This is a genomic window from Cohnella lupini (assembly GCF_003386205.1).
GTDB classification, from domain to species: Bacteria; Bacillota; Bacilli; order Paenibacillales; family Paenibacillaceae; genus Cohnella; species Cohnella lupini.
Genome location: NZ_QRDY01000010.1, coordinates 1 through 24,770, shown reverse-complemented (window position 1 = coordinate 24,770; position 24,770 = coordinate 1). Strand labels below are relative to the sequence as shown.

18 protein-coding genes are annotated in these 24,770 nt (G+C 50.3%); 13 read left to right on the top strand and 5 right to left on the bottom strand.

Going from position 1 to position 24,770, the window contains the following annotated elements; translation table 11 throughout:
* Positions 1–43 precede the first annotated feature (43 nt).
* Together DFP95_RS16965 and DFP95_RS28950 are read right to left on the bottom strand one after the other, a co-directional pair.
* Positions 44–580: a hypothetical protein gene (locus tag DFP95_RS16965; RefSeq protein WP_115993849.1), complete on the bottom strand. Its 537-nt coding sequence runs from the start codon at positions 578–580 to the stop codon at positions 44–46.
* 87 nt (positions 581–667) lie between these two features.
* Positions 668–817 (bottom strand): hypothetical protein, encoded by a 150-nt coding sequence (locus tag DFP95_RS28950; RefSeq protein WP_181907477.1) that lies wholly within the window; start codon positions 815–817, stop codon positions 668–670.
* A gap of 335 nt (positions 818–1,152) precedes the next feature.
* On the opposite strand from DFP95_RS28950, the gene DFP95_RS16960 reads away from it, so the two are divergent.
* The 10 genes from DFP95_RS16960 to pcrA all read left to right on the top strand — a co-directional run bounded on the left by DFP95_RS16960 (position 1,153) and on the right by pcrA (position 16,994).
* Positions 1,153–1,368: a DUF2759 family protein gene (locus DFP95_RS16960; protein ID WP_115993848.1), complete on the top strand. Its 216-nt coding sequence runs from the start codon at positions 1,153–1,155 to the stop codon at positions 1,366–1,368.
* A 163-nt stretch (positions 1,369–1,531) separates the two neighbouring features.
* Positions 1,532–2,665, top strand: coding sequence for a S1C family serine protease (locus DFP95_RS16955; protein ID WP_245987706.1), 1,134 nt, complete (start codon positions 1,532–1,534; stop codon positions 2,663–2,665).
* Between the two features lie 39 nt (positions 2,666–2,704).
* The gene (locus tag DFP95_RS16950) at positions 2,705–4,630 is read left to right on the top strand and encodes a copper amine oxidase N-terminal domain-containing protein (protein WP_115993847.1); all 1,926 of its coding nucleotides are present in this window, start codon (positions 2,705–2,707) and stop codon (positions 4,628–4,630) included.
* 145 nt (positions 4,631–4,775) lie between these two features.
* A complete protein-coding gene (locus tag DFP95_RS16945; RefSeq protein WP_115993846.1) occupies positions 4,776–7,298 on the top strand; it encodes a U32 family peptidase in 2,523 nt (840 codons plus the stop codon).
* Between the two features lie 182 nt (positions 7,299–7,480).
* The gene (locus DFP95_RS16940; protein WP_181907476.1) at positions 7,481–8,599 is read left to right on the top strand and encodes an O-antigen ligase family protein; all 1,119 of its coding nucleotides are present in this window, start codon (positions 7,481–7,483) and stop codon (positions 8,597–8,599) included.
* 101 nt (positions 8,600–8,700) lie between these two features.
* Entirely contained in the window at positions 8,701–11,247 is a 2,547-nt protein-coding gene (locus DFP95_RS16935) for an S-layer homology domain-containing protein (RefSeq protein ID WP_115993844.1), read from the top strand.
* Positions 11,248–11,434: 187 nt separating this feature from the next.
* A complete protein-coding gene (locus DFP95_RS16930) occupies positions 11,435–12,796 on the top strand; it encodes a UDP-glucose dehydrogenase family protein (protein ID WP_115993843.1) in 1,362 nt (453 codons plus the stop codon).
* Positions 12,797–12,810: 14 nt separating this feature from the next.
* On the top strand, positions 12,811–13,689 hold the full coding sequence (gene galU, locus DFP95_RS16925; RefSeq protein ID WP_115993842.1) for a UTP--glucose-1-phosphate uridylyltransferase GalU: 879 nt from the start codon (positions 12,811–12,813) through the stop codon (positions 13,687–13,689).
* Positions 13,690–13,897: 208 nt separating this feature from the next.
* On the top strand, positions 13,898–14,620 hold the full coding sequence (gene pcrB / locus DFP95_RS16920; RefSeq protein WP_342768248.1) for a heptaprenylglyceryl phosphate synthase: 723 nt from the start codon (positions 13,898–13,900) through the stop codon (positions 14,618–14,620).
* Entirely contained in the window at positions 14,610–16,994 is a 2,385-nt protein-coding gene (gene pcrA, locus DFP95_RS16915) for a DNA helicase PcrA (RefSeq protein ID WP_115993840.1), read from the top strand. The genes pcrB and pcrA overlap by 11 nt, the downstream gene beginning before the upstream one ends.
* An 81-nt stretch (positions 16,995–17,075) precedes the next feature.
* Here the strand turns inward: pcrA and DFP95_RS16910 are convergent, their stop codons facing one another.
* Positions 17,076–17,447 carry a hypothetical protein gene (locus tag DFP95_RS16910; protein WP_245987705.1) on the bottom strand — a complete coding sequence of 124 codons (372 nt, stop codon included), beginning with the start codon at positions 17,445–17,447 and terminating at the stop codon, positions 17,076–17,078.
* Between the two features lie 173 nt (positions 17,448–17,620).
* Between DFP95_RS16910 and ligA the strand changes: the two genes are divergently transcribed.
* The 3 genes from ligA to DFP95_RS16895 all read left to right on the top strand — a co-directional run bounded on the left by ligA (position 17,621) and on the right by DFP95_RS16895 (position 23,482).
* On the top strand, positions 17,621–19,648 hold the full coding sequence (ligA, locus tag DFP95_RS16905; protein WP_115993838.1) for an NAD-dependent DNA ligase LigA: 2,028 nt from the start codon (positions 17,621–17,623) through the stop codon (positions 19,646–19,648).
* 334 nt (positions 19,649–19,982) lie between these two features.
* The gene (locus tag DFP95_RS16900) at positions 19,983–21,248 is read left to right on the top strand and encodes a hypothetical protein (RefSeq protein WP_115993837.1); all 1,266 of its coding nucleotides are present in this window, start codon (positions 19,983–19,985) and stop codon (positions 21,246–21,248) included.
* Positions 21,249–21,289: 41 nt separating this feature from the next.
* On the top strand, positions 21,290–23,482 hold the full coding sequence (locus tag DFP95_RS16895; RefSeq protein ID WP_181907475.1) for an ATP-binding protein: 2,193 nt from the start codon (positions 21,290–21,292) through the stop codon (positions 23,480–23,482).
* Between the two features lie 11 nt (positions 23,483–23,493).
* Here DFP95_RS16895 and DFP95_RS16890 read toward each other — a convergent pair whose 3' ends face one another.
* Both DFP95_RS16890 and DFP95_RS16885 read right to left on the bottom strand, forming a co-directional pair.
* Positions 23,494–23,922 (bottom strand): hypothetical protein, encoded by a 429-nt coding sequence (locus DFP95_RS16890; RefSeq protein ID WP_115993835.1) that lies wholly within the window; start codon positions 23,920–23,922, stop codon positions 23,494–23,496.
* A 112-nt stretch (positions 23,923–24,034) separates the two neighbouring features.
* On the bottom strand, positions 24,035–24,451 hold the full coding sequence (locus DFP95_RS16885; protein WP_115993834.1) for a DUF4395 domain-containing protein: 417 nt from the start codon (positions 24,449–24,451) through the stop codon (positions 24,035–24,037).
* Positions 24,452–24,770: the final 319 nt, after the last annotated feature.

Sequence of the window (24,770 nt, the reverse complement as noted above, 5' to 3'; positions counted from 1 at the left end):
TCGCTAACGAAGGGGGCTCGTCTTTTTTGATCATCTTCGTCAATCAATCGCTATGAACATGCGATTGGGAAGAAGGGTTAATAATCGTGAGCAGTTGTTTCTGCAGCTTCAGTATCCCTTGCTGCTTCTCGACGATTTGTTTCTTCTGTTCGATGATGGACCGAAGATCGTTTTTGGCGGGATCCCATTGCTTACTCGCAGCATGTTCTTGGAATTTATCCCACGACTCATGCTTTTTATCGCGCAGGGAGCGAATGGCATCGCGTGAAGAGATCATCTGTTGGATAAGTTGTTTCGCGGGTTTTTTCAGCGAATTCCGCTGTTCCGGCGTCAGTGATTCCCGTGCTCGCTTTATTTGGTCGTTCTGCGATCTCATCTGTCTGAAGAGACCCTTCTGTTCGATTCGAATTTGGTCCAGTTGGGCTTTAAGCGCTTGGACGTCGGCGGGATATGCGCTCCAGTCTATAGGTGCCTTTTGCTCGGGGTGATGGTGTTCTTGTCCCGGAGTGGCGGCAAGTAGCAGTGGAGCCGATATCGTCAACAAAACAAGCGTAAGGATGGTAACGATTCTGTTAATCATTTAGAGTTCCTCCCGGTTGATGGATTCCCCTCTAGTATGGACGAAAAACTTTTTTCCATTCTTTGGATTACACATTTAAGAACAGTGTCAGCCCGGTTTACCGCTTGCGATATCGGTTCGATAAGCGATCAAGCTGATGGGTTGTCCGATCTTCTCGGACAATCGTTGCTCCATTTCCCTGATTTCTTCGACTTCTTCAGGCTTCAATAAGGCAAGAGAGTACATTTCTTCATACATGGCAAGACCTCCGTAAGTTTATATTCATTAGTATGAGAAAATCCTCCAAAGTTAACACATCGACATCGCAGAAAATAGATCCCCAAAGTCTGGAATTATTCGTCTGACTATCGCACTGTTATAAATGGTGGTGGAAATGGACATTTTATATTTCCGAGGTAAGCGGGAGGCAGAATACGATTCCAAACAATTACTGATACTAATCGTAATCCTTTCTTACTAGTAATGTGTGACAAAGTTGTTACGTCCTTCACTTCGGACTTGCAAGCCGGGCGTCCAGAAGCTAACATAGATGAAGATGGGTTCATTAGGTCAAATAAAGGAGGTCCCCCTATATGTTTCTCGTTGAAACGGCATCGGATGCTGCGGTAAGTACATACGAGCACTTCGATATCTTTATGGTTATTTTTACGATTCTGATTGCCGTAGGGCTATTGCGTCTTTTGATGCAGAGGCCTCGAAAAAACGTGCTCGCCATCGGATTTTCCACTGTAGCGCTTCTGGTATTCTTAGTAGCTGACTATAAGATGGTAAGCGGCTGGGTTTGGTAAGACCAACGAATTAGAGTAATACGTTAAGCGAGTCGGGGAATAATCCTCCGGCTCGTTTTTTATTTTGGTAAAAAGGAAAAAATCTCCTCGTTTATTTATTCTCAGGAAACGGTCTTTGTGATAGAGTAAATCTGTTTAATAGAATTATCTGGAGGCGGAGTTATTGCATTTAAAAAGACGGCGTAACATCGGGCTAGTAATTATCCTCTCCGCGCTTATGGCGGTTGCGGGTCTAGCTGGTTCATCGGTCGCTAACGGAAGCGGTAGCGGCGTGGCATTAGATGCCAAGGTCATTAACGGAGAAGTATACGTGAAAGCTTCAGCTCTCGTGTCGGAGGTCGGAGGTACGGGATCTTATAACTCTTCTACTAAGAAGTATATATATGCATCCGAATCTCTCATTCCTGAAGTCATTAAGAAAGTATCTCCGTCGGTAGTAGCCATAATCGGAAAACCCGCGGACGAGAATTCAAGCAATCGGTTTTCCTTGGCTCACGGCACGGGGGTCATCGTGAAAAGCGACGGTTGGATCGTTACGAACGCGCATGTGGTCAAGGATATGGAACGAATCGTCGTCGTGACGGCGGATGGTAAAGAATACGCGGGCACTCGCAAGCAAATCGACGTAACGAGCGATCTCGCGTTAGTCAAAATTAATGCGGCGAAATTGAAAGTCGCGGCGTTGGCGCCCTCTCCGCTAAAGGTACAGGTTGGCGAGTCGGTCATCGCGATAGGCACGCCTGTTTCCTTTTCCCTCCGAAATACGGCTACGGTGGGCGTGATCAGCGGGATGAATCGATCGGTATCTTCAGATTACAACTTGCTGCAGACGGATGCGGCGATAAATCCGGGAAACAGCGGCGGGCCGCTCGTTAACATGAAGGGAGAGGTCGTGGGCATTAACTCGATGAAATTCGTAGATGTCGATATAGACAGCATGGGCTTCGCGATTCCCGCCGATACCGTTCAGTACGTGCTTAATCATTTTTACAAATACGGTCAAGTTAAACGTCCTTCGCTCGGCTTGGAACTCGAAGAAAGCTGGTCGGCCGTCGTAGGTCTGCCAACGGAAGAGCCGATGACCGTCATCGCTGTCACTCCTGGAAATGCTGATAAAGCGGGGGTGCAGGTCGGGGATCAACTTTATTCGGTAAATGGCAAGCAGGTTTCTTCCCTAGTGGAGCTCAACGAGTTGCTTAAAGCGTTCCTGCCGGGGCAAACGATTAGCGTGACTTTGCTGTCCGACGGCGACTTGGTGACCAAGAAGCTCGTATTGTCCGAAAGCATAAAGAATTAACGGTAAGTTAGATCGCATACCCGAGGGGAGTACAAATTCATGTTTACAATGGTTCGTTCCAAGAGTAAGAGCCTTATGGCTATTCTGCTAGCCGCCGTTTTGATCGTTCTGATCGCACTGCCGGTATCCGCGGCCGAGAGCGACGGCAAGGTCGAAGTTCGACTTAAAGTCGGAAGCGCTCAAATGAAAATCGACGGAGTCGCGGTTAAAATTCAAGCTCCGTATGTATCCGCAGGAAACGTCATGGTACCTCTAAGCGTGTTTACCAACAAAAAAGGCTTCGGAGCAGGCTTGAAATTGACGAACAATAAAATCATTACTTTGACTTATCCTAAACATGTAATCACGCTTACGATCGGTAGCAAATCTGCTACTATCGACGGCAAAAAGACGACATTGGCGGTCGCGCCTGTTAACAAACAAGGAACTACGATGATTCCTTTGGCGGTTATAACGAAAGCACTCGGCGTCAAGCTGTCGAAAGACGCGGTAACGAAGGAATTGATCCTAACGGGTACCGCTGCTTCCGGCGCAACCGGCAACTCGAACTCGGGAATCGATTCGGACTCCGGGAAGTCGATGATCGGCGATAGCTACTACAAGTGGTCCATGAATTATCCGACGGGGCTCGTCCAAGACAAGCAGTGGTCGAACGGGGATTGGATTTCCTTTAGCGACGTCAAAGGCGATTATTATATGGCGGTATCCATTGATGAATCCGAGGAGACCTTGGATAAGCAAGATAAAAGAGACTTCTTGGAGTACAACATGGGCGAAGAAGAAACAATCGTCGACGTCAAGACGATTACCCGATCCGGCGAGGAAATCGAGCGCATGGTGACGAAGGAAAACGGATTCTTTTACGAATATCGGGGGTTTCAAGCAAACGGCTATTTCTACACGTTGATCTTCGGCAAAAAGGCGAAATCGGCGGCGGACTTGAACGCGAATACGGCATTATTGGATAGTTTTAAGCCTGTGTTTCAAGCGTCCAATAAATCGCTGAAAGATTTGGCTCGGATCATAGATGGGAAGATTACTTATACGGACGATGAATATGGTTTAAGTATCAAACTGCCGAAAGAGTGGGAAAGGGATACGGAGTCGGTTAAACCGTATTATGTGGGGCCAGATGATTCATACTTACTTCTAGAGGTGAGTTCAGTCAGAGAAGGCGACACACTTGACCAGTGGGTTGATCGTAAATTACAGATATACAAAGATATAAAGAAGGACATATATCATAAAACCCCAGTGAAAAGTTCAATCATCTGGAATGGTGTACCTGCCATTTTAGTGGAATTGTCCTATTCCACCGACACAAAAAACTGGTTGAACGAGTATGAAATTTATGCCATCAATGGCACCCATAAGTACTATGCAGATCTTACCTTCGGTCAGGAAAGCAAAGACGACATCATGCCTGTATACGATCTAATGCTAAAAGAGATGAAAATCGATTTTTCATTGATCGAAAAGTCGTTCGGCGAAGTGCCGGACCCGTATGACATTGATATAAAGGAAGTCATTACAAAAACGAGCAAGGAGAATAAATTCAGTATCACCCTTCCGAAGTATTGGACTAAAGGCGTGATGGATATGGACAGTGATGATCTTGTATTTCGAGGATATGGCACGGAACTACACATCAATATAATAGAAGCAACCGGATTGGCATCCTCTCTCGATATTTTCTTGAAATCATATCAAGATGGAATACTTGAAGACGGTGGACTTCGTATTGATTCCAATACTGCGGTTAATTTCGCGGGGGTTAGCGCCCGGAAATTTGAGATATCCAGTACAGAGCTGGCATTGAATTCAGGGACAGTAACAGCTTATATTTTCAAAAAAGACGAAAAAATCTTTGCGGTTCAAGCTGCTATTCCAACTATTAGCGCTTCTGAATTAATTAACAAACAAGTGCAGGACGCATTTAACTCCTTCCAATTCACAGACAAGTAAGCTTAATAACGATAGCCGCTCTATGGAGGAAACTTCCTCCGCAGGGCGGTTTTTCGCTTTTCTTGGCCCCTTCGCCCTGACTTTGGTATACTGGGAGCAGAAGATTGTCGCGTAAGTAAACGCGCTTTGGAGGGTAACGAAACTAATGGTAGATAAGAGCGCCTTGCGGCGTGAAGACATAGAGCTTTTGGCACCGGCTGGAGATTGGGAATGCATGCGCGCGGCGGTCGCGAACGGAGCGAATGCCGTATTTTTCGGCGTGGAGAAATTTAATGCGAGAGCACGCGCGCGCAATTTTCAAACGAACGAATTACCGGAGATCATGGCGTTCCTGCACAAATACGGAGCAAAGGGATTCCTGACCTTTAATATTCTCGTATTCGAGGACGAGTTGTCGGAAGCGCGTAAGCTCATAGAGGCATGCATCGACGCGGGAGTAGACGCGGTTATCGTGCAAGACTTGGGTCTTGTGAAAATGATCCGCGAGATTTCCCCCGACTTCCCGATCCATGGCTCGACGCAGATGACGATTACTTCTCCGGAAGCGGTCGAATTCACAAAGCCGTTCGCTTTGGAGCGTGTCGTTCTGGGTCGAGAAAACAACCTTAAGCAAATTCAGAAAATCGGAGATCAAGCGAAGCTGCCGATGGAAGTGTTCGTGCACGGCGCGCTTTGCGTGTCTTACTCCGGGCAATGTTTAACCTCCGAAGTATGGGGAGGACGTTCCGCCAATCGCGGGGAGTGCGCGCAAGCTTGCCGATTGCCCTATGACCTGATGGTGGACGGCGTGCACCAGCCAATGGGCGACATTGCTTACCTGTTATCTCCCAAGGATCTGGCCGCGATCGATATCGTGCCTGAATTAATCGATGCCGGAGTAACGTCCTTCAAAATTGAAGGACGTTTGAAAAGCCCGGAATACGTAGCGAATGTCGTAAGCAAATACGGCAAAGAAATCGACAAATACTTCGGCGGAGACGATTCCGAGCCTTCTAAAGAAGAAGTGCGAGAATTGCAGCAGAGCTTTTCCCGAGGGTTCACGCACGGATTCCTCGACGGCACGAATAATAAGCAACTCGTCGAAGGGACTTTCCCCAAAAGCCGCGGCGTTTACTTGGGCACGGTGGAGAAGATTCTCCGCGATGCGGTGATTTGTCGGTTGGAAGCTCCGCTTAAGCGCGGAGACGGGATCGTCTTCGATGCCGGAGATCCAACGAAGAAAGAAGAGGGCGGACGCGTATACGATGTTCGCAACGCTGGCGTCAAGCTGGAAGGCGAAGCGGCGGAAGGCGCGCGTATCGAAATCGTCCCCGGGCGGAACGACGTAGATTTGAACCGGGTTCGCGAAGGAGATCGAATTTGGAAAACGAGCGACCCTGCGTTGGACAGGCGCCTGCGTAGCAGCTTCGAGACGGAGAAGCCATATAGGACTTTCCCGCTAGCCGTATCCGTGTTCGGACAAGAGGGCATTCCGATGCGTACGATCTGGACTGATATCGGCAAAGGAACAACCGTTGCCGTAGAATCGGAGATTCCGCTCGAACGCGCCGAGAAGCGCCCGCTTGGACACGACGTATTACACGATCAACTCGGCCGCTTAGGCGGAACGCTTTACTATCTTGATCAATTAGAAGTTGCGCTTAAAGGCGACGTGATCGTGCCGATGCGGGAATTAAATAGAATGCGCCGGGAAGCGGCGGAGCAATTGGAGATTCTTCGCGAGCAGCCGCCGAAATATATCAAGCGCCAAGTGGATGAGTTTGCGGATTCTTTCGCGGCTGATCAAGACGTTTCGGTTCTGCCGCAAGAGGTGGAGATGACCGCGCTATGCCGGACGTTAGAACAGGTGAAGGCCGTCGTGGAGACGGATGTCTCTCTCGTGTACGCGGACTTCGAGTTCATTAAGCAGTTCCCCGAAGCAATTGCCGTCTGCAGGGCAGCGGGCAAACGAATCGCGCTCGCGACGCCGCGTATTCATATGCCGGGCGAGAACGGCTACCACCGCAACATCTTGAAGCTGAAGCCGGATGCAGTGCTCGTGCGCAATACGGGGGCGCTCTACTTCTACTTGAAGGAACGGATGGAGAAGCCGGATGCGGAGCATCCGATCCTAATCGGAGACTTCTCGTTGAACGTGGCAAATCATAAAACGGTGAATCTTTTCCGCGAAGCGGGCTGCGACTGGGTTACTCCTTCGTACGATCTCAACATTCAGCAGATGGTGGACATGCTTCGCCGTGCCGATACTTCTCGCCTGGAATTGGTCATCCACCAGCATATGCCGATGTTCCATACCGAACATTGCGTCTACTGCACGTTCATGAGCGAAGGCACGGATTTCACGAACTGCGGACGTCCTTGCGAGGAGAAACGGGCATCGCTGCAGGATAGAATCGGCATGTCCCATCCGGTTCGCGTCGACGAAGGCTGCCGGAATACGGTATACAACGCGATCGAACAATCAGGCGCGGAATACTTGAGCACTTTCATGGAACTAGGCGTTCGTTCCTATCGAGTTGAGTTCCTGGAAGAGCCGGCGGACAAAGTTCGCGAAGTGCTCGCGCTCTACCGTGCGGCGATCGACGGCAAGATCGGCGGTCCTGAAGTTTGGCGCAAGCTGAAGGCGACCAACCAACTCGGCGTCACTCGCGGGCAACTGGTGAAATAAATGAGATTAAACCTTATTTCCGAATTCAAATAGGAAATAAGGTTTTTTTGTCGAAAGAATACGATATGAAAAATTCAACTCAAGAACATTCTCCTAGGAATGAAAAAATCGCATTTGTTATCCTTTCGGCGTTTTTATGGATTGGAGCGGTTTGCGCGGGCTACTTTTTCGAAGTAGCTTTTTTGTTGTTAGATGCGGGACTGTTCTTGGGATTGGCGATCTGGCTGTGGCTCGGTCGTGGGACAGGTTTGCGAATAACGATTTGGCATGGTTATATTGCTGCGTTTATAGGCATCTACTGGATATCGTGTTTATACGCTTCGGATGCGAGCGCCGCAATTCAAGAAGCATCGAAATTCTCCAACTTGCTGCCTCTGGCTATTCTGGCCTCATCGCTCTCGATTGGGAAATTCGACTCTTTGCTAAGGCAATGGGCTTGGGTTGGCGCATTTCTAACCGTGTGGGGTTGGATGTTTGAACTATTTCGAAACGGGAGATTAGAGTCGACTCTGGGTTATGCGAATTCGTTAGCCGTTTTACTTGCCGCCGGAGCTTATTTGTCTTGGAAAGCATTTAGAGAAAATCACGGTAAAATCTACATAGGGCTGCTTGTTCTTCAACTGGTAGGGCTAGTGCAAACGGGATCGAGGTCGGTGTTGGTTTTGTTTGCGGTTATATGCTGCGTGGAATTGGTGCGTCTTAGAGGAAAAGCTCTGTTTGCGCTACTTGGAATCCTTGCGGGAGGAGCAGCGATTGCAGTTGGGCTAGCAAACAGCTATTCGACCGAGATTTTTCGTCGATTTTCGGAGATTAGCTGGAACGCTCCCGAGTTGCAGTTGAGGCGGCAGTATTGGTCGGACGGACTAAACTTGTTGAAGGAGCATTGGGTCGCTGGGTTAGGTGGCGGGGGCTGGGCGGTCGAGCATTCCTCCTGGTATTACGTGAAATACTTGCATCAATTTTATTTACAAGTGGCTTTGGAGGTTGGGATTGTTGGGCTGATAGCTTTCTTGTTGGTCGTTTTTGCCCCGGCATACCGATCAAGGGAAACGGTTCTCCATGCGGGATTCGTATGGTTGTTAGTCGGATTTTTACTCCTTCATGTCGCCGTCGACATCGATTTCGAGTATCCTCTTTGCTTTGGCTTGTTAGTTCTCTTATTGGCACGTGCGGAGAGCTTGAATTCTCTTTCGTGGAGCGGGTTACAGATTAATAGGTTCATGCGCTTATGCGTTATTTTTGGCGGTATTTTGTTGGCGGTGGCTTTTAGTATTTTAAGCGTGCAGCATATATCCGTATAATCTCCTATGCGCACTTCAAATATTCCAAATTTTTCTTGCGATTATATCGAAATCCCCTTATGATGAGTGAGTAAATTAGCATTTAATAGGGGGATTAGCAGTTGAAAAGTCGGTTAAGGTCGAAGATTAGCGTAGCCATACTAGCATGCATGTTACTAAATCTCAGTCTTCCAGTTCTGATTTATGCAGCGAGTTATATTAAAGTGGAGTACGATTCGAGTAGCGGGAGAATACATGGGGTTATTTATACGGATCAAGCTACTGTCTCTCTGAATGTTTATAGTAATGGTATGACAAAGAATATAGGATCGATAGGGCCTGCACATGAGATTGCAAACGGCGGAGGTTATTTCTTTAATATCGATAACCAAATAGATCTCGGATTGGCTTTGAAGAAAATAACGTTAAACGATGGTCAAGTCAAAGATTTCTCTAATTTCTCCGTTGCGAATTCTGTGTATACGTTCGAGCACGCCAATACAGTTTCGTCACCCTCATTCTGGACGCCAACTCAAAAGTTTGATGACAGCAACGGAACAGTGAACGTGAAGCTCAGATGGACTAAGTCTAATGATCCTAGCTTGGAGAAATACAACATATACCGAAATGACCTTCTCATTGGGAGTACCAAGGAAGGAACATTCCTGGTGAAAGACCTTCCATATTTAAGCCATGAGAAATTCGACATCGAAGCAGTAAATAGATTAGGAGTGAAAGCTCCGAAAAACAGTCGCTCACTTCGGACATTAAGCAGATTACAACTTTCGGATCTTGGCATGAACAATAAACCCGTAGGTTACTCTCTTCAAAAAGGTGATCCTATCGTAAGCTTTTCACCTGTTCAACAGGCAGGTGGATTTTCGAATACGCAAATCATACTGAACTTTGGAAGCGCGGTGAAAACCAATTTCAAGGGAGAACAACATTTGGAATTTTTTCAGGTGGACGATAGCCAACTTAGTAAAGACGATTTCAATTTGGTAGACGAACAAGGTTCCTTCGTACCTATAACTACCCTATCTACATTTGGTCCTTACAATGAGACTATTATCATTAACTTGGCTCAGTCACTTGAGAATAACAAAAAATACACTTTGGAAATGTCATCAACGAGTTTCGGAAATGAAATTCGTTTACCGAATGCCGCTTCAAATAGCACGAATTTTACTATTAGTTCTACAAATGGTTACCTATCCAGTATATTCAAAACCAAAGAAATGCAAATAGGAGATTATTTTGCACCAGCTAAACCAACAAGTCTTGCGATTACAGCGAAGGACGGTGGAATTGAAGCTGCGTGGGGCGCAAATACTGAATCCGATTTGTCGGGATATCTTGTATACCTTGATGGCGAATTATTAACCGCAAATCCGATCACCGCGACAAGTTATTCCATAAGCGGGTTACAGAACGGAAAAACGTACCACGTTAACGTAGCCGCCGTGGACAATGCGGGTAATCGCTCGAAACAGGCGTATGCCTTCCCGACTCCTGTCGGAAGCTCTGGGGGGCTTGGTGGAGGCGGTGGATTCTTCCTGGCTCCGGAAGAACCGGGAGTTAAAACCCTTAAATCCGAAGACTTAAAGCCGGAAAACGGCAAAATCCCTGTGAAGCTATCTGAGGATGTGAGAAAGCTTAAGTTTCCAGCTAATGCCGAAGCGCTCGCCCCTAATAACGCTTTGGCGATAAGTAAAGACAATCTCAATCTAGAAATTCCAGGTTCTCTAATCGGACAACTGCAAAAGCTTGTAACGGCTGAAGAATTAAAGGATGCTCAAATCTCAGTATCATTCGATAAACTCGCGCAAGAGAGCGCACAAGAAACAATGAAAAATGCGGAAAGCAACTTGAAGAACACGACGTTAAAAGCCGGCGGCGATATTTACGAACTCTCGTTAACCATTACGACCAAGGACGGTAAGGAGCATAAGCTAACCGCTTTCGACGCTCCGATCAAGCTGAAGTTGAAAATCGCCGACGGCGCGAATACTCAGTTGATTGGCATCTATTATATTGGAGATGACGGTCGATTGGAGTATGTCGGAGGCGAATTGGAAGATGGATATATGGTTGCCGAGGTAACGCACTTCAGCAAGTATGCCATAGTGGAATTCAGCAAGAAATTCAATGACGTGGCGGAGGGGAACTGGGCGTTCCAGGCAATTTCGACGCTAGTTGCAAAGCATGTAATCGATGGTGTGAGCGAAACCTCGTTTGCTCCTGAAAAGAAGGTTACCCGAGCCGAGTTCGCGGCGTTATTGGCAAGGAGGCTCGGATTAAAGGCGAGCATTCCAAACTCGTTTACGGACGTAAAAGCGAGCAAGTGGTATGCGAACGACGTTACTGCAGCCGTAGAAGCTGGAATCGTCAAAGGGCGCACGACAAAGACTTTCGCTCCGGATGATGCCCTAACTCGGCAAGAAATGACAGTCATGCTAATGAAAGCTTATGAACTCTTAAGCGGGAAGACGATTCCGAGCGGTCCAAGCGCAGGATTTACCGACAAAGCGGAAATCGGAAGCTGGGCGATCTCATCCGTTAACGCGGCAAGCGAATTAGGATTTGTAAAAGGTCGAGGAAAAGGTAATTTCGATCCACAAGGGACAGCGAGCAGGGCGGAAGCCGCTCAAGTCATTTCAAAGCTGTAATCACGAATTAGACCAACCCGCTCTCCCCGTAAACAAGGGAGGACGGGTTTTCCATTTTCTAGTCTGTCCGACGCATAATTTACCTTCCTCTAACACAATCATGGATGTTCGTTTTCAATTCGATGCTACAATCGGATGAAAGCGAATTCGCTCTTATAGAGCGATCGACATAGAGGAGGCGCGTTCCATGAGGATGGCAGTCGTAGGAGCAGGGATAGTCGGACTGGCAACGGGCGCCGGATTTGCGGATCTTGGGCATTCCGTTCAATGCGTGGATATCGATACAGGTAAGATCGCTCAGCTTTCCCGCGGAATCATTCCTTATCATGAACCTGGCTTGGAAGCTGTTGTCGTGCGTAACGTGTCGGCGGGTCGGCTTACGTTCGGTCATGAACCATCCAGAGTGCTGCAAGAAGCCGAACTCGTTTTCCTGACCGTAGGTACTCCTTCGGGAGACACGGGGGAGATGTCGTTGGCGGCTCTTTGGTCGGTTATCGATCGGTTCGAGGCTTGGTCGGCTTCCGAAACAAGGCGGATCATCGTAATTAAGAGCACGGTACCCGTAGGCACGGCTGAAAGAGCGGAAGCTAGGCTCAGAAACCGATTGCCTGAGCATTGCTTGGTAGACGTTGTGTCGATCCCGGAGTTTATGCGCGAGGGATGCGCCGTGCGGGATTTCTTCGAGCCGACGCGAATCGTCATCGGATCCGCAAACTCGGAGGCAACGGAAAAGCTTACTCAACTGCATCAAAGATTGCCCGGTCCGATCGTGGCGACCGACCGTCGTAGCGCGGAGCTCGCCAAGCTGGCCGCGAACGCGTGCTTGGCCGTGAAAATTTCCTTCGCTAACGAGATTGCCGCGCTTGCGGAACAGACGGGGGCCGATTATCCATCCGTCGCGCACTCTATGGGTTTGGATCCGCGGATAGGTCCGCATTTTCTCTCGGCGGGACTTGGCTTCGGCGGATCCTGCTTGCCGAAGGATGCGCGCGCGTTGGTAAGAATGGCGGACGAAGCGGGAGCGCCGCAAACGCTAGTCGAGGCGGCGGTTCGGGCCAATGCGATGCTGCCGCTTCGCATGGTGCGTAAGCTAGAGGCCGCGCTTTCCGATCCGGCACGTCGCAAGGTAACTTTGCTGGGGCTGGCCTTTAAGCCGGGAACGGACGATATGCGCGAGGCGCCTTCTTTGAGATTAATAGCAGAGTTGAATCGCAGGCATCCGGGCATAACGATTACGGCATACGATCCGGAAGCGAATGCCGTCGCTCGCAAATTATTGCCGTCCACCGTGACGGTCTGCGACTCCGCGGAAGAAGCTCTGAATGGGGCGGATGCCGCAATCGTCGTAACCGAATGGCGTGAATTCCGTCAGATTAAGGCAGACGACTTTAAAAATTGGATGAATCGTCCTATAATTATGGATGGAAGAAATGCGCTGGACGCTGCGGCACTGAATGCGCAAGGCGTCGTATGCATTGGAGTCGGACGTTTGCCCGTCGTTCCGAAGGATTCCGCGCGGAAGACGAGCGAGGCTGTACCGAAAGTCTAGAGAGGATGCCCGTAATGAGAATTCGCAAGGCCATTATACCCGCGGCGGGAATGGGAACGAGATTTCTTCCGGCCACGAAAGCGATGCCCAAGGAAATGCTTCCGATTATCGATAAGCCCGGAATTCAGTATATTGTCGAAGAAGCGGTCGCTTCCGGCATAGAAGATATTCTCATCGTAACGGGTAAAGGCAAGCGCGCGATCGAGGATCACTTCGATAGCTCGTACGAGCTCGAGCAAAGTTTGCTTTCCAAGGGGAAGCTGGATCTGCTATCCGAGGTTCAGAAGCCTTCGGATCTCATAGATATTCATTACATTCGCCAGAAAGAGCCGAGGGGACTCGGCCACGCAATTTGGTGCGCCCGGAAGTTCATCGGAAACGAACCTTTCGCGGTTCTTCTCGGAGATGATATTGTCCAATCCGACGACGTGCCGTGCTTAAAGCAAATGATGGACGTCTACGATCAGGTTCAAGGTTCGGTGTTAGCCGTGAAAACGGTGTCCGACGAAGAGGTATCCCGTTACGGAATCGTCGATCCGGACGCTTCGAGAATATACGGCGATCGAATCCTTAAGGTACGCGGGGTCGTCGAGAAGCCTGCTCCGGGAGATGCTCCGTCTAACGTTGCCATTATTGGACGTTATATTTTAACTCCGGCGATTTTCGAATTGTTGGAAAACCAAGATGTCGGCGCGGGCGGAGAGATTCAACTAACCGACGCGATTTCGAGGCTCATGCAGGACGAATCGGTTTTTGCTTACAATTTCTACGGTACTCGTTACGATACCGGCGAAAAGCTCGGCTACCTCAAAACGATCATAGATTTCGCTTTGGAGCGTCCGGATCTGAAGGACGACGTTCGGGCGTATTTGATGGAGAAATTGAAGAATTAGATCTGCTGCCAGTTAAATGATTAAGCGTGAAGCACACGCCGCTTGTTCCCCTTTGGGAGCAGGTGGCGTTTTTCTGTTCATAACCCATTTTAGGAGGAGATGAGTCGAATGTCCCCACCAACTTCCTCTCATTCCTTCTTGGAAGAAGTCTCGAATTCCTGTAAACTAAAGGGTACACCAAAACAACCTAAGATCACTAATGGAGGCTATGATGCTCCCTTCCTTTTACGGCAACTGGAGACACGTTTTCAAGCTTGACCCGGAGCGTCAGATAGACGACGCAACTCTGGACGCGCTATGCATGTCGGGGACTGACGCGATCCTTGTCGGCGGCTCTAGCGGGGTAACCTTCGATAATACGGTGGATTTGATGTCGCGCATCCGCCGTTACGAGGTTTCTTGTGCCTTCGAGCTATCCGATCCATCCTGCGGAGTACCGGGGTTTGACGGATATTTTATTCCTAGCGTGCTTAATACGAAGCGCTCCGAGTGGCTGATCGGCCACCACGTCGAGGCGCTGCGCGATTTCGGACATTTACTCCCGTGGGAGTCGATCGTTGGCGAAGCGTACCTCGTGCTAAACCCGGATTCTACGGTCGCCCGAATCACCGGTGCGGAAGCGAACATTCCCTCTTCGGAAGCGATAGCGTACGTCCAGGTAGCGGACAGGCTCTGGAATATTCCCGTACTCTACGTAGAGTACAGCGGCACTTTCGGCGATATGGAGCTGCTTAAGCGCATTAAGTCCACAATGAAGCAGGCGCACTTATTTTACGGCGGTGGAATCGATTCACCCGAACGCGCTCGGCAAGCGGCGCTCTATGCGGACACGGTCGTCGTAGGCAACATTATCTATGAAAATCTGGATGCCGCGATCTCGACGGTAGGCGCGGTTCATCCTTCGATAAAGGAGCAAGGACATGTTTTTTGAACGGGATAATACGAACTCTGTCGATATCGATGCTTCTATTAATAAACTGAATCCTAAGCAGAAGGAAGCGGCGATCGCCACCAACGGCCCGTTGCTCATCATGGCTGGAGCGGGAAGCGGCAAGACGCGCGTTCTGACGCACCGGATCGCTTACCTGATCTCCAAGCGGTTAGCCGCTCCATGGAGCATTCTGGCTATCACGTTTACGAACAAGGCCGCGCGCGAGATGCAAGAGCGGGTAGCCAAGCTAATCGGTCCATCCGGTAAAGACATTTGGGTCAGCACCTTCCACTCGATGTGCGTACGCATACTTCGCAAAGATATTGAGCGGATCGGATTCGGCTCCAATTTCAGCATCCTCGACTCTACCGACCAACTGTCCGTTATCCGGAACGTGATGAAAGACAACAACATCGACACGAAGCAAATCGAGCCGAAAGCGGTTCAAGGGGCCATCGGCGCGGCGAAGAACGAGCTCGTTAATCCTCAACAATACGAGCAGCGCCAAGGGGACTATTTTCAATCCATCGTATCGAAGGTATACACGCAATATCAGCGCAGGCTTAAAGCGAATAACTCTTTGGATTTCGACGATCTGCTGCTGCTGGCCATCCAATTGTTCAAGGACGTTCCGGAAGTGCTGGAATTTTATCAGAATAAATTCAAATACATTCACGTCGACGAATACCAGGATACGAATAAAGCGCAATACACGTTGTGCAAAATGCTGGCGGAGAAGCATCATAACATCTGCGTGGTCGGCGACAGCGATCAATCGATCTACCGTTGGCGCGGCGCGGACATCACGAATATTCTTAACTTTGAGGCCGATTATCCGGAAGCTCAGAGCATCCTGCTCGAACAGAATTACCGTTCCACTTCGAATATTTTGGATGCGGCGAATGCGGTTATCAAGAATAATATGGGCCGCAAAGCGAAAAACCTATGGACGGATCAGAACGGCGGCGACAAAATAACGGTTTATCAGGGCGATTCCGAGCATGAGGAAGGTTACTTCATTGCCGGCGAGATTCGCAAGAATCGTCAGAACGCGCGCAAATACGGCGATCATGCGATCCTGTATCGGACGAACGCGCAATCCCGGGTCGTGGAGGAAATTCTGATCAAGTCGGAGATTCCTTATCAGATCGTCGGCGGCATCAAGTTCTACGATCGTAAAGAGATCAAGGATATCCTTTCCTATTTAAGATTGATTTCCAATCCGGACGACGATAACAGTTTAAATCGGGTCGTCAATGAGCCGAAGCGGGGCTTGGGCGACACGACGATGACCAAGGTTCGCGAAGAGGCGACTCGTAAAGGAATATCCACGCTCAAGCTGCTTAACGAAGGAGACGGATTGCTCGGAGACGGGTTGTATCACCTGGATATTCAATCTCGCGCCAAGATAGCCTTGTCCCAGTTCCGCGATCTCATTAATAATTTAAGCGCGATGGTCGAATATTTGTCCGTAACCGAATTGACCGAGAAGCTGCTCGAGATGACGGAATACCGATTGGAGCTGCAGCGGGAAAATTCGCTCGAATCCAAGTCCCGTCTGGAGAACATCGAGGAGTTTCTGTCGGTTACCCAGGAGTTCGAGAAGCGCAACGAGGATAAGTCGCTGATCTCGTTCCTGACGGAATTGGCGTTGGTAGCGGATATCGACTCGATGGATGACGATGACGAGGATGGCGGAGATGCCGTCATTCTGATGACGATGCATAGCGCCAAAGGGTTGGAGTTCCCGGTCGTGTTCATCGTCGGGATGGAAGAAGGGCTGTTTCCGAGCAGCCGGTCGTTCATGGATACCGCGGAGATGGAGGAAGAACGCAGGCTTGCCTACGTCGGCATAACGCGGGCGGAGAAGAAGCTGTACCTCACCTGCGCTCGAATGAGACTGCTCTACGGACGGACAAGCACGAATGCGCCTTCCCGATTCTTGGAGGAAATTCCTAACGAACTGAAAGAAGCGGTCGAGTCGGCCGGTGGAAGCCGATACGGATCTTACGGAGGTTATAGCTCCCGATTAGGCGGCGGCAACTCTAGCGGCGGCGGCAACGGATTCGGCGCTCGCCCGGCCGCTTCGTCTTCCGGGTCCGGCGGGGCGACGTCCGGTTTCGGCGCACGCCCCACTGTCAGTCCGACGAACAGCGGGTCGGTCATTCGTCCGCAGACTCCGTCCGCCGCCAAACCTGTCGGAGACGGTATGGCCATCGCCGCCGGCGACAAAGTCCAGCACGCCAAGTGGGGCGTCGGAACCGTCGTCGCCGTTAAAGGAACGGGCAACGACGCCGAGCTACAGATCGCGTTCCCGGCTCCGACCGGCGTGAAGAGATTACTTGCGGCATTCGCCCCCGTCACCAAAATATAATAAAGACCGCCGGCATATACCGGCGATCTGCTTTTTCGGGCGGGCTCTAAGGAGCCCGTTTTCTTATGTTGCGGAATCTCCTCACAGACCCGGGTTGTTAGATTCCGAATGCCCATACCCTTGATGATGGTAGTCCGGAGTCCGCAGTTCCTGTAAGATATCCATGTATTCGATATGCCGTTTGGTCTCGATGGTGCCGACTTGATAGATATACCGATAAATATCTACCATTCCCTCGTTGTATCGGTTGGTCGCTTTATCGTGATCTGCGGATTTGTACGGAATTTGCGCGCGGATATAGGTCTTTTCCGTCGCTTTCTGCTCCCGGTTCAATAGCGCGAGTAAATGGTTGCGTTCCTCTTCCGTTGCGAATATGGTAAGCTGGTCCGTCAATGAAGGCTCCGTGCCTACCATGCTTGCAGAGACGGAGACGTAATAGCGTTGCTTATCCATCTCCCTCACCTCCTAAGTTATGTGGCTAACAATCATTAAACCGCGCGGACGGGTAGTGAAACAAACGAAGGCCTCCCGATGGAAGGCGAAGACTTGATTTGACAGCGTTTCGGCGCTGAAATAGACTATTGGAAAAGGCTTCAATTCTCCGATCGAAACGAGGTTAATCAAGCATGGCGGACAACGGTTTTGAAGAGCGTATGCGGGAGCTCGTCGCTGAGCTTAACGCGCATAGCCATCGTTACTATACGGAAGATAATCCGACGATCAGCGATAAAGAATACGACGTGTTATACGACGAGTTGTCGGCATTGGAAACGGAGAGCGGAACGATTCTTCCGAATTCTCCAACCCGAAGGGTCGGCGACGATATCCTTAAGGGATTCGAGCCTCATCGTCACTTGTCCCGTTTGTGGAGCTTGGACAAGGCTCAGGATATCGAAGACTTAACATTGTGGGTGGCACGCGCCAATCGGTTGATCGCCGACTACAACGCCAAGAATCCGGAGCAACCGCTTCCGCCGCCTGAATATGTGGTGGAGCTGAAATTCGACGGGCTTTCGCTTAACTTGACCTACAGCGATGGCGTGCTTGCCCAGTCCGCAACGAGGGGGAACGGAGAAGTCGGCGAAGGCATTCTGGCTCAAGCTCGTACGATTCGTACCGTTCCGTTAACGATCGATTACGCAGGCGGAACGATTGAAGTGCAAGGCGAGGGCTTCATGCGCTTGTCCGTTTTGGAAGAATACAACAAGACGGCGGCAGAGCCGTTGAAGAACGCGCGTAACGGAGCTGCCGGAGCCCTCCGCAACCAAGATCCTAAGATTACGGCTGGCCGCAGGTTAGATGCCTTTTTCTACAATGTCGGTTACGCGGAAGGAATCTCCTTCGCGAATCATCGCGAGATGATGGCATTCCTGCGCGATAATAAGTTCCCCGTTAATCCCTATCTCGCGTATTTCTCTTCCGCGGACGATCTCGTCGCCGAATTGGAATCCATCGTCGAACGACGCAATCGACTGGATTATCTGATTGACGGCGCGGTCATTAAGCTGACCGATATGAGGACAAGGGAAATTCTCGGCTACACGGACAAATTCCCCCGTTGGGCGGTCGCGTTCAAGTTCGAAGCCGAAGAAACGACGACGGTACTGGAATCCGTATCTTGGGAGTTGGGGAGAACGGGCAAGGTTACGCCGTTGGCTCGCGTTGAGGCCGTGGAGCTTGCGGGAGTTACGGTCCAGAATTGTACGCTTAACAATATCGGGGACATCGAACGGAAGAACTTGTCCCACGCTCTCGGTACGCGGGTATTCATTCGCCGCTCCAACGACGTCATTCCTGAAATTCTAGGCAAGGCGGACGACGAAGAAGGAGGAACGATCGAAGTTCCGGTCGTTTGTCCGGGTTGCGGTTCCCCACTTGAAATGAAGGGTGCCCACTTGTTCTGCAACAATCGCTTGGGATGTAAGCCGCAGATCATCGGCAGGATTACTCATTTCGCTTCGCGCGATTGCATGGACATCGAGACGTTCAGCGGCAAGACCGCCGAGCAGCTTTACGAGGAGCTTAACGTGAGGGAGCCTGCTGGTCTGTATAGTCTGGAGTTCGATGATCTGGTCAAGCTACAGCGGTTCGGCGAGAAGAAGGCCGCTAACCTGTTGGCGGCGCTGGAGAAATCCAAATCTAGAGGTCTGGCTTCTTTCCTTAATGCCTTGGGCATTCCGAATACGGGAAAAGCGACGACGAAAATGTTGGCCGATCACTTCGGAGACTTGGACCGCTTGATGGCCGCGGATGCGGAGGAACTGGTCGGTTTACCGGATGTTGGAAGTATCGTCGCGGAGAGCATCAATACCTTCTTCCGCGATCCGCTCGTGATCGACGGCATTGCCCGCATGCGCGCGCTCGGGGTGAAGGCGGAGGGGACTCCTCCGGCCGCGGCTTCCGCCGATGCGAGTCATCCGCTGTTCGGCAAGACCGTCGTGTTGACCGGGACTTTGACCGTAATGACGCGAGATGAAGCCGCGCGGAAGCTAGAGGCTCTTGGGGCGAAAGTATCCGGGAGCGTGTCGAAGAAAACCGATCTTGTTATCGCTGGCGAGAGCGCCGGAAGCAAGCTGACCAAAGCTCGCGATCTAGGCGTCGAGGTACTGGAGGACGAAGCCGAATTGCTGCGTCTTCTCGGCGGTACGGAGTAGGTATCTCTCAAAGGCTGTCCTTAAGGTCAATCGACCTCTTTGGACGGCCTTTTTTTTGTGGAAATATCCATTTATCTTTATATAATTATACAATAATATAACCTCTACAAATTGCTATTGAAAATCACGCCGAGCGAGCGAGTTTACGGCATTTTTATTGAATCGGCCGATGAGTTGCAAGGGGAATTCTTGAATGGTTTTCGTAGAATGCGGTGTCTCTAGTGCGGAATCTTCTCAATTATAAAGAGCTTGTATGATTCTTCTTGTGGGAGGGAGAAAATTTACTTATTATAGTAATTAGCGACTAGGACTATATTCCTGCGGAGGTTTCGAGATGCCGACACATGCCGAGCTGCATAAAGAGACGGAAGCTTTATCGAAAGCGAGCGGTCTGCCAGCCGGAGACGGCGACTTGGAGGAGATCGAGGCCGAAACCGAGGAGGCACCCGATAAAGAAGCGATCATGAAAAGATTAAAGGCCCAGGGAGCCGTCCGAGTGTTCCCGGGATCCGACCCGGAGTCGTCGTCCGCGGCGCCTGCGCCCATACAAGCGGAGGAAGAGGAATCTTCGGAAGGCGAAGAGGAAGAAGCGCCTAAGGTCGAGGCGCCTACCACCCCGGCGGCGGAGGCTGGAGCAAGCGCGCCAGAAGCGTCGGGAGCCGGAACGACGGATCCGGCTTTTCACGAACGAGTGAAGAAGATGACCGATGCCGCGAACAATCCGAAGTGGTACGATCTGCCCCAGCATATCGAGAATGCGCGTCACGGCGAATGGGACTTATCCCAAAGCCGCGAACGCAGCGGCGCCCGCGAGCGGGACGTCAACATGGAAGAAGATGTTCGCACGAACAAAATCGGCCATGAGAGAGCTCCCGGCATGTTCGACGTCAAGCAAAAGGCGAAGAACGCGATCGATGGCGCGGTCAGCAATCCAGGACAGACCGCGGCCGGAATGATCCCTTTATTAGGTAAAGGAATCAAGCAGAAGATGGCGGAGAAATACGACGTTAAAGAGCGCGATCTTCTTAAGGGGATATCGGCCACGACGACAAGCGATTCGATTCGGGAGAGCACGGCTTCTCAATCCAGCGCGGTGGCAGCTAAGATCAGCAACGATCGATTTAAGGCCGGAGTCGGTACGGTAACAGGGATCGTCGGCGATGTGGTCCCTCTTTCGGGAGCCGGTAAAGCCGCAAGCGCCGTCGGCGCCGTAGCGGGTATGATCGGGGACAGGGTGAATAAGAAGGAAATCGATCAAGTCAATAGCTCGAGGGACAGGAGCAGGGCGCGCAGGGAAATGGGCGGAGCCGAATTCGGAGCTTACGAGAACATCGACGAGTTCATGGGCATGGAGAAACAAAGACATGCCCTGGTAGCCGCCGGCAAGGGCGACAAAGCAGCCGGCGCGGGCGCGCCTGCTATCGAATCCGCGGAACAAGTCAAGAGGTTAACCGCCCATGCGCGAGGAGAAACTCTTCACCACGAACACTACAAACGACGCGCTAAAGAAGTAGAGAAAGAGAGAGCGGCAGCGGCCAAGCCTAAAGAAGAGGGCGCGGGCATGCTTTCCAGGATGAAAAACTTCTTTAAACGCGGATGAGATATGCTTTGCCGGTTAACGGTAATAGGGGGAATATCAAAATGGACAACTACGTTCCTATCGCAATGCCGTCTCCCGAGACGGCATTGCTTGCGTATGAAGGCGATTGGGATTATATCCGGGAACATCTGACGTGGTTGGATCTCCGTATCGCTCTGCGTCTGCGCTTGCAGGAGTCGGTCATGGGGACGGGATCAACCGGGAAACGGTCCGCTTCGAACGAGGACGAGCAAACGCTGCAATATCATGATCGTCTGAATAACCTCGAACGTCATATGGAGTCCAGGCTGCGGGTGAGCCAGCAAGAGGGCGTCTTTCTGTCGCTTCCTTATTTGGCGGGTGTTTTCGGACTTTCATCGATCGAATCGAAAGCCATCATAGTGTGCTTAGCCGTGGAGATCGAACGTAAATACGAGACGGCTTACGAATTATTGCAGCATGGAGCGCCGGGAGCTAAATGCCCGACTCCGGATCTGATAGCGACGATCGTAAGCCGTACATCCGATGAAAGAACCGAAGTGCTAAGTGCGCTTCGTAATGATGGAATTCTAAGAGAGCATTTCATAAGAAACGACCTGCCGTCCAAACAAGGGACGTTGCTCGGGCAACCTTTCCTTCTGGACGAGCGGATCGTGCGATTCGTTCTCGATTCCGGCGGCCTTCCGAAATCGATGGAGGACTACGCGAGGATCGTTCCCCCCGGCAGAACTCTCGAGCCTTTGCTCGGAAGCCCCGATACTCAGAGGAAACTCACGCAGTGGATCGCGAATCGGATGTCTCAGCCGCGTTCCTCCGACTCATCCTTAATCATTTCCTTATGGGGAAAGCAAGGTGCCGGCAAGAAGACGCAGATTGAGCATGTCGGTCATTATTTCGAAGAGCCGTTACTTTTCGCCGATATGGCAAAGCTTGTCGGCGCGGATTCAAACGTCCAAGCTTCGCTACGGAAGGTGTTCCGCGAGGCGACGATTCAACAGGCGATCTTGGTACTGGAGCATTTTCACGTCGTCGCGCATAAGAACGAGTCCAATGATCGGGCAACGGAAATTCTGGAACGGCTATCTGAGATGTCCGGCATCGTATTTCTTTTATCGGAAGAGCCTTGCCAACCCTTGGATCGATATCGCAGAATCGACTTGGAGTTGGAAATCGCGGCGTTGCAGGACGAAGAGAGGGCCGAGGCTTGGCGCAGATTAGCCAAGGGTTACGAGATGGACTCTTTACTGGATTGGGAGGCGATATCCGCTCGGTTCCTTTTTAATCCGGGTCAAATGGCTAATTCGTTAAGCGCGGCTAAAGTGATCTCGGAATGGAATCAAGAAGGCGGGACAGCGCTTCCGATCGGGTGGAGCGATATGATTCAAGCTAGTTACAAGCAACTGAACCATAGCTTGGCCAATAAGGCCAAGAGGTTGACGCCGAAGAGCAGGTGGAACGATCTGATACTGCCTGCGGCGCAGAAGGAAAAGCTTCAGCACGCTTGCAATCATATCCGATATAAGCACACCGTGTACGGACGTTGGGGTTTTAATAAGAAGTTATCTTACGGAACCGGAATCAGCTTATTATTCTCGGGGCCTCCGGGAACCGGGAAAACGATGGCGTCGGAAGTCGTGGCCAAAGAGCTGGATATGGAAATCTATAAAATCGATTTGTCCCAGATCATCAGCAAGTACATCGGCGAGACGGAGAAGAATTTGCGAGAGATTTTCGACGAAGCCCAAGCAAGTTATGCGGTCCTGTTCTTCGACGAAGCCGATGCGCTGTTCGGCAAGCGCTCCGAGGTTAAGGATTCCCACGACAAGAACGCGAATACGGAAGTTGCCTTCCTCTTGCAGAAGATGGAGGAATACAGGGGGATCTCGATCCTCGCGACCAACTACTTGCAGAATATGGACGAAGCTTTCCTGAGAAGGATCAACTACGTCATCCGTTTCCCTTTTCCCGATGAGAAGCAGCGGGAGACGATATGGAAGCAAGTCTACCCCGTTCAGACTCCGTTGGATCCGGATATCGATTTCCCTTTCCTCGCGCGCAAGCTGCAGATGGCCGGGGGAAGCATTAAGAATATCGCGATGACTTCGGCTTTCTTGGCTAGCGGTCAAGAGGAACGGGTGGGCATGAAGCATATTTTCAAAGCCTATCAATACGAATTGGACAAAACGAATAGGGCGATAACCCGGGATGAGTTGGGCGAATACGCATATCTGTACGATGAGTTCATGGGGATTTGAAGCGGTGTGATTTAGTTAAGTAAAGAGAGTATTGTATGGCTTTGTTCTTTATTAAGTTGAATATAACCGCCGCCCGAGGATTCGCTTACGACCGCGACTTGAGTCGACTTTTGCATAAACCAGATTCCGTATATGCGAGGTTCGACTGAAGCGGTCGGTCTTGTAATGACGAGAGAAATCTTGCGGTCAGGAGCGCGGGTCATAGAAACCGTTGCGTTGCTTTCGTCGGATTTCATTAGAAGGAGCGCGACTTCCGCGAAGATTTTTGAATTTTTGATTGTTTTGTAAGTACGATAAGTGGAGTCTGAGGTGTCGGACTTCATGAAATTCAAAATTTTGTCGTTCTCGGCTACCTTCTTGCCGAAAGGCGTTGCTCCGTTACATGCGACAAGGCAGAGCGAGAAAGAGACTGTTAGTAACAGTGTTTTTAATAGTGTCATGCATGATCCTCCCCGTGTACTCATTATATAGAAGAAGACGTTAAGAGGAGATCTATTGTTGCTCCATAAGAAAAGGGTAGCTTCCACGTGGAAGCTACCCTTTTCTTATGGATTACGTTCTTCTGAATCGTCCCGCGCGAATTTGTTTGATCCAGAAGTAAACGGTGCAACCGACGCAATAGCCGAGCAAAGCGGCGCTGGCGGCAAGGAACATCATGGCCGCAAAGGCATAACCGGCGATCTGCCAGCCGAAACCGAAGGATATAAGAGCTAAGGTTAGGAATAAAACGGCCAGCAGGTTATTGAATCTTTGGAGCTCGACGGCTTGAGTCTCTTGTCCCTTATCTTTAAGGACTCGCTTAGCGATATATACGAAGAGATTCAGACGCCCTTCCGTTAGTACGCCAGTTAACTGAATGATCCAAAGTGCGGCCAATATCCAAGGCTGATGGAACAGAAAGGAGAGAAGAACGGTCAGGACGATTCCAGTCTGATTGGCTTTTACATAACGCATAGGGACTTCACGCATGCGTAATCACCTCATTATCGATATGTTTACTTGTATTTAATGTAACCCGATAAACGTGAAATAGCAATGGGTGGCCGCTTCACGGATAGTTGTGAGGATCCTATTCATTAAATGGACTAGTCATTAACTGTATTAAATTACCTGTATAAAAAGGGGTTGCAATCGTCTAGTAGGCTGTGATATATTATTTAAGCCGCTTCAAGAGGGCACGCGATAAACGAGAAAAACGAAACACGAATTGTTCTTTGAAAACTGAACATTGAGCGTAAGAAACAACAAACGTCTGAGGCGGACTTTCGAGTCTGCGGAAGGCAAACCA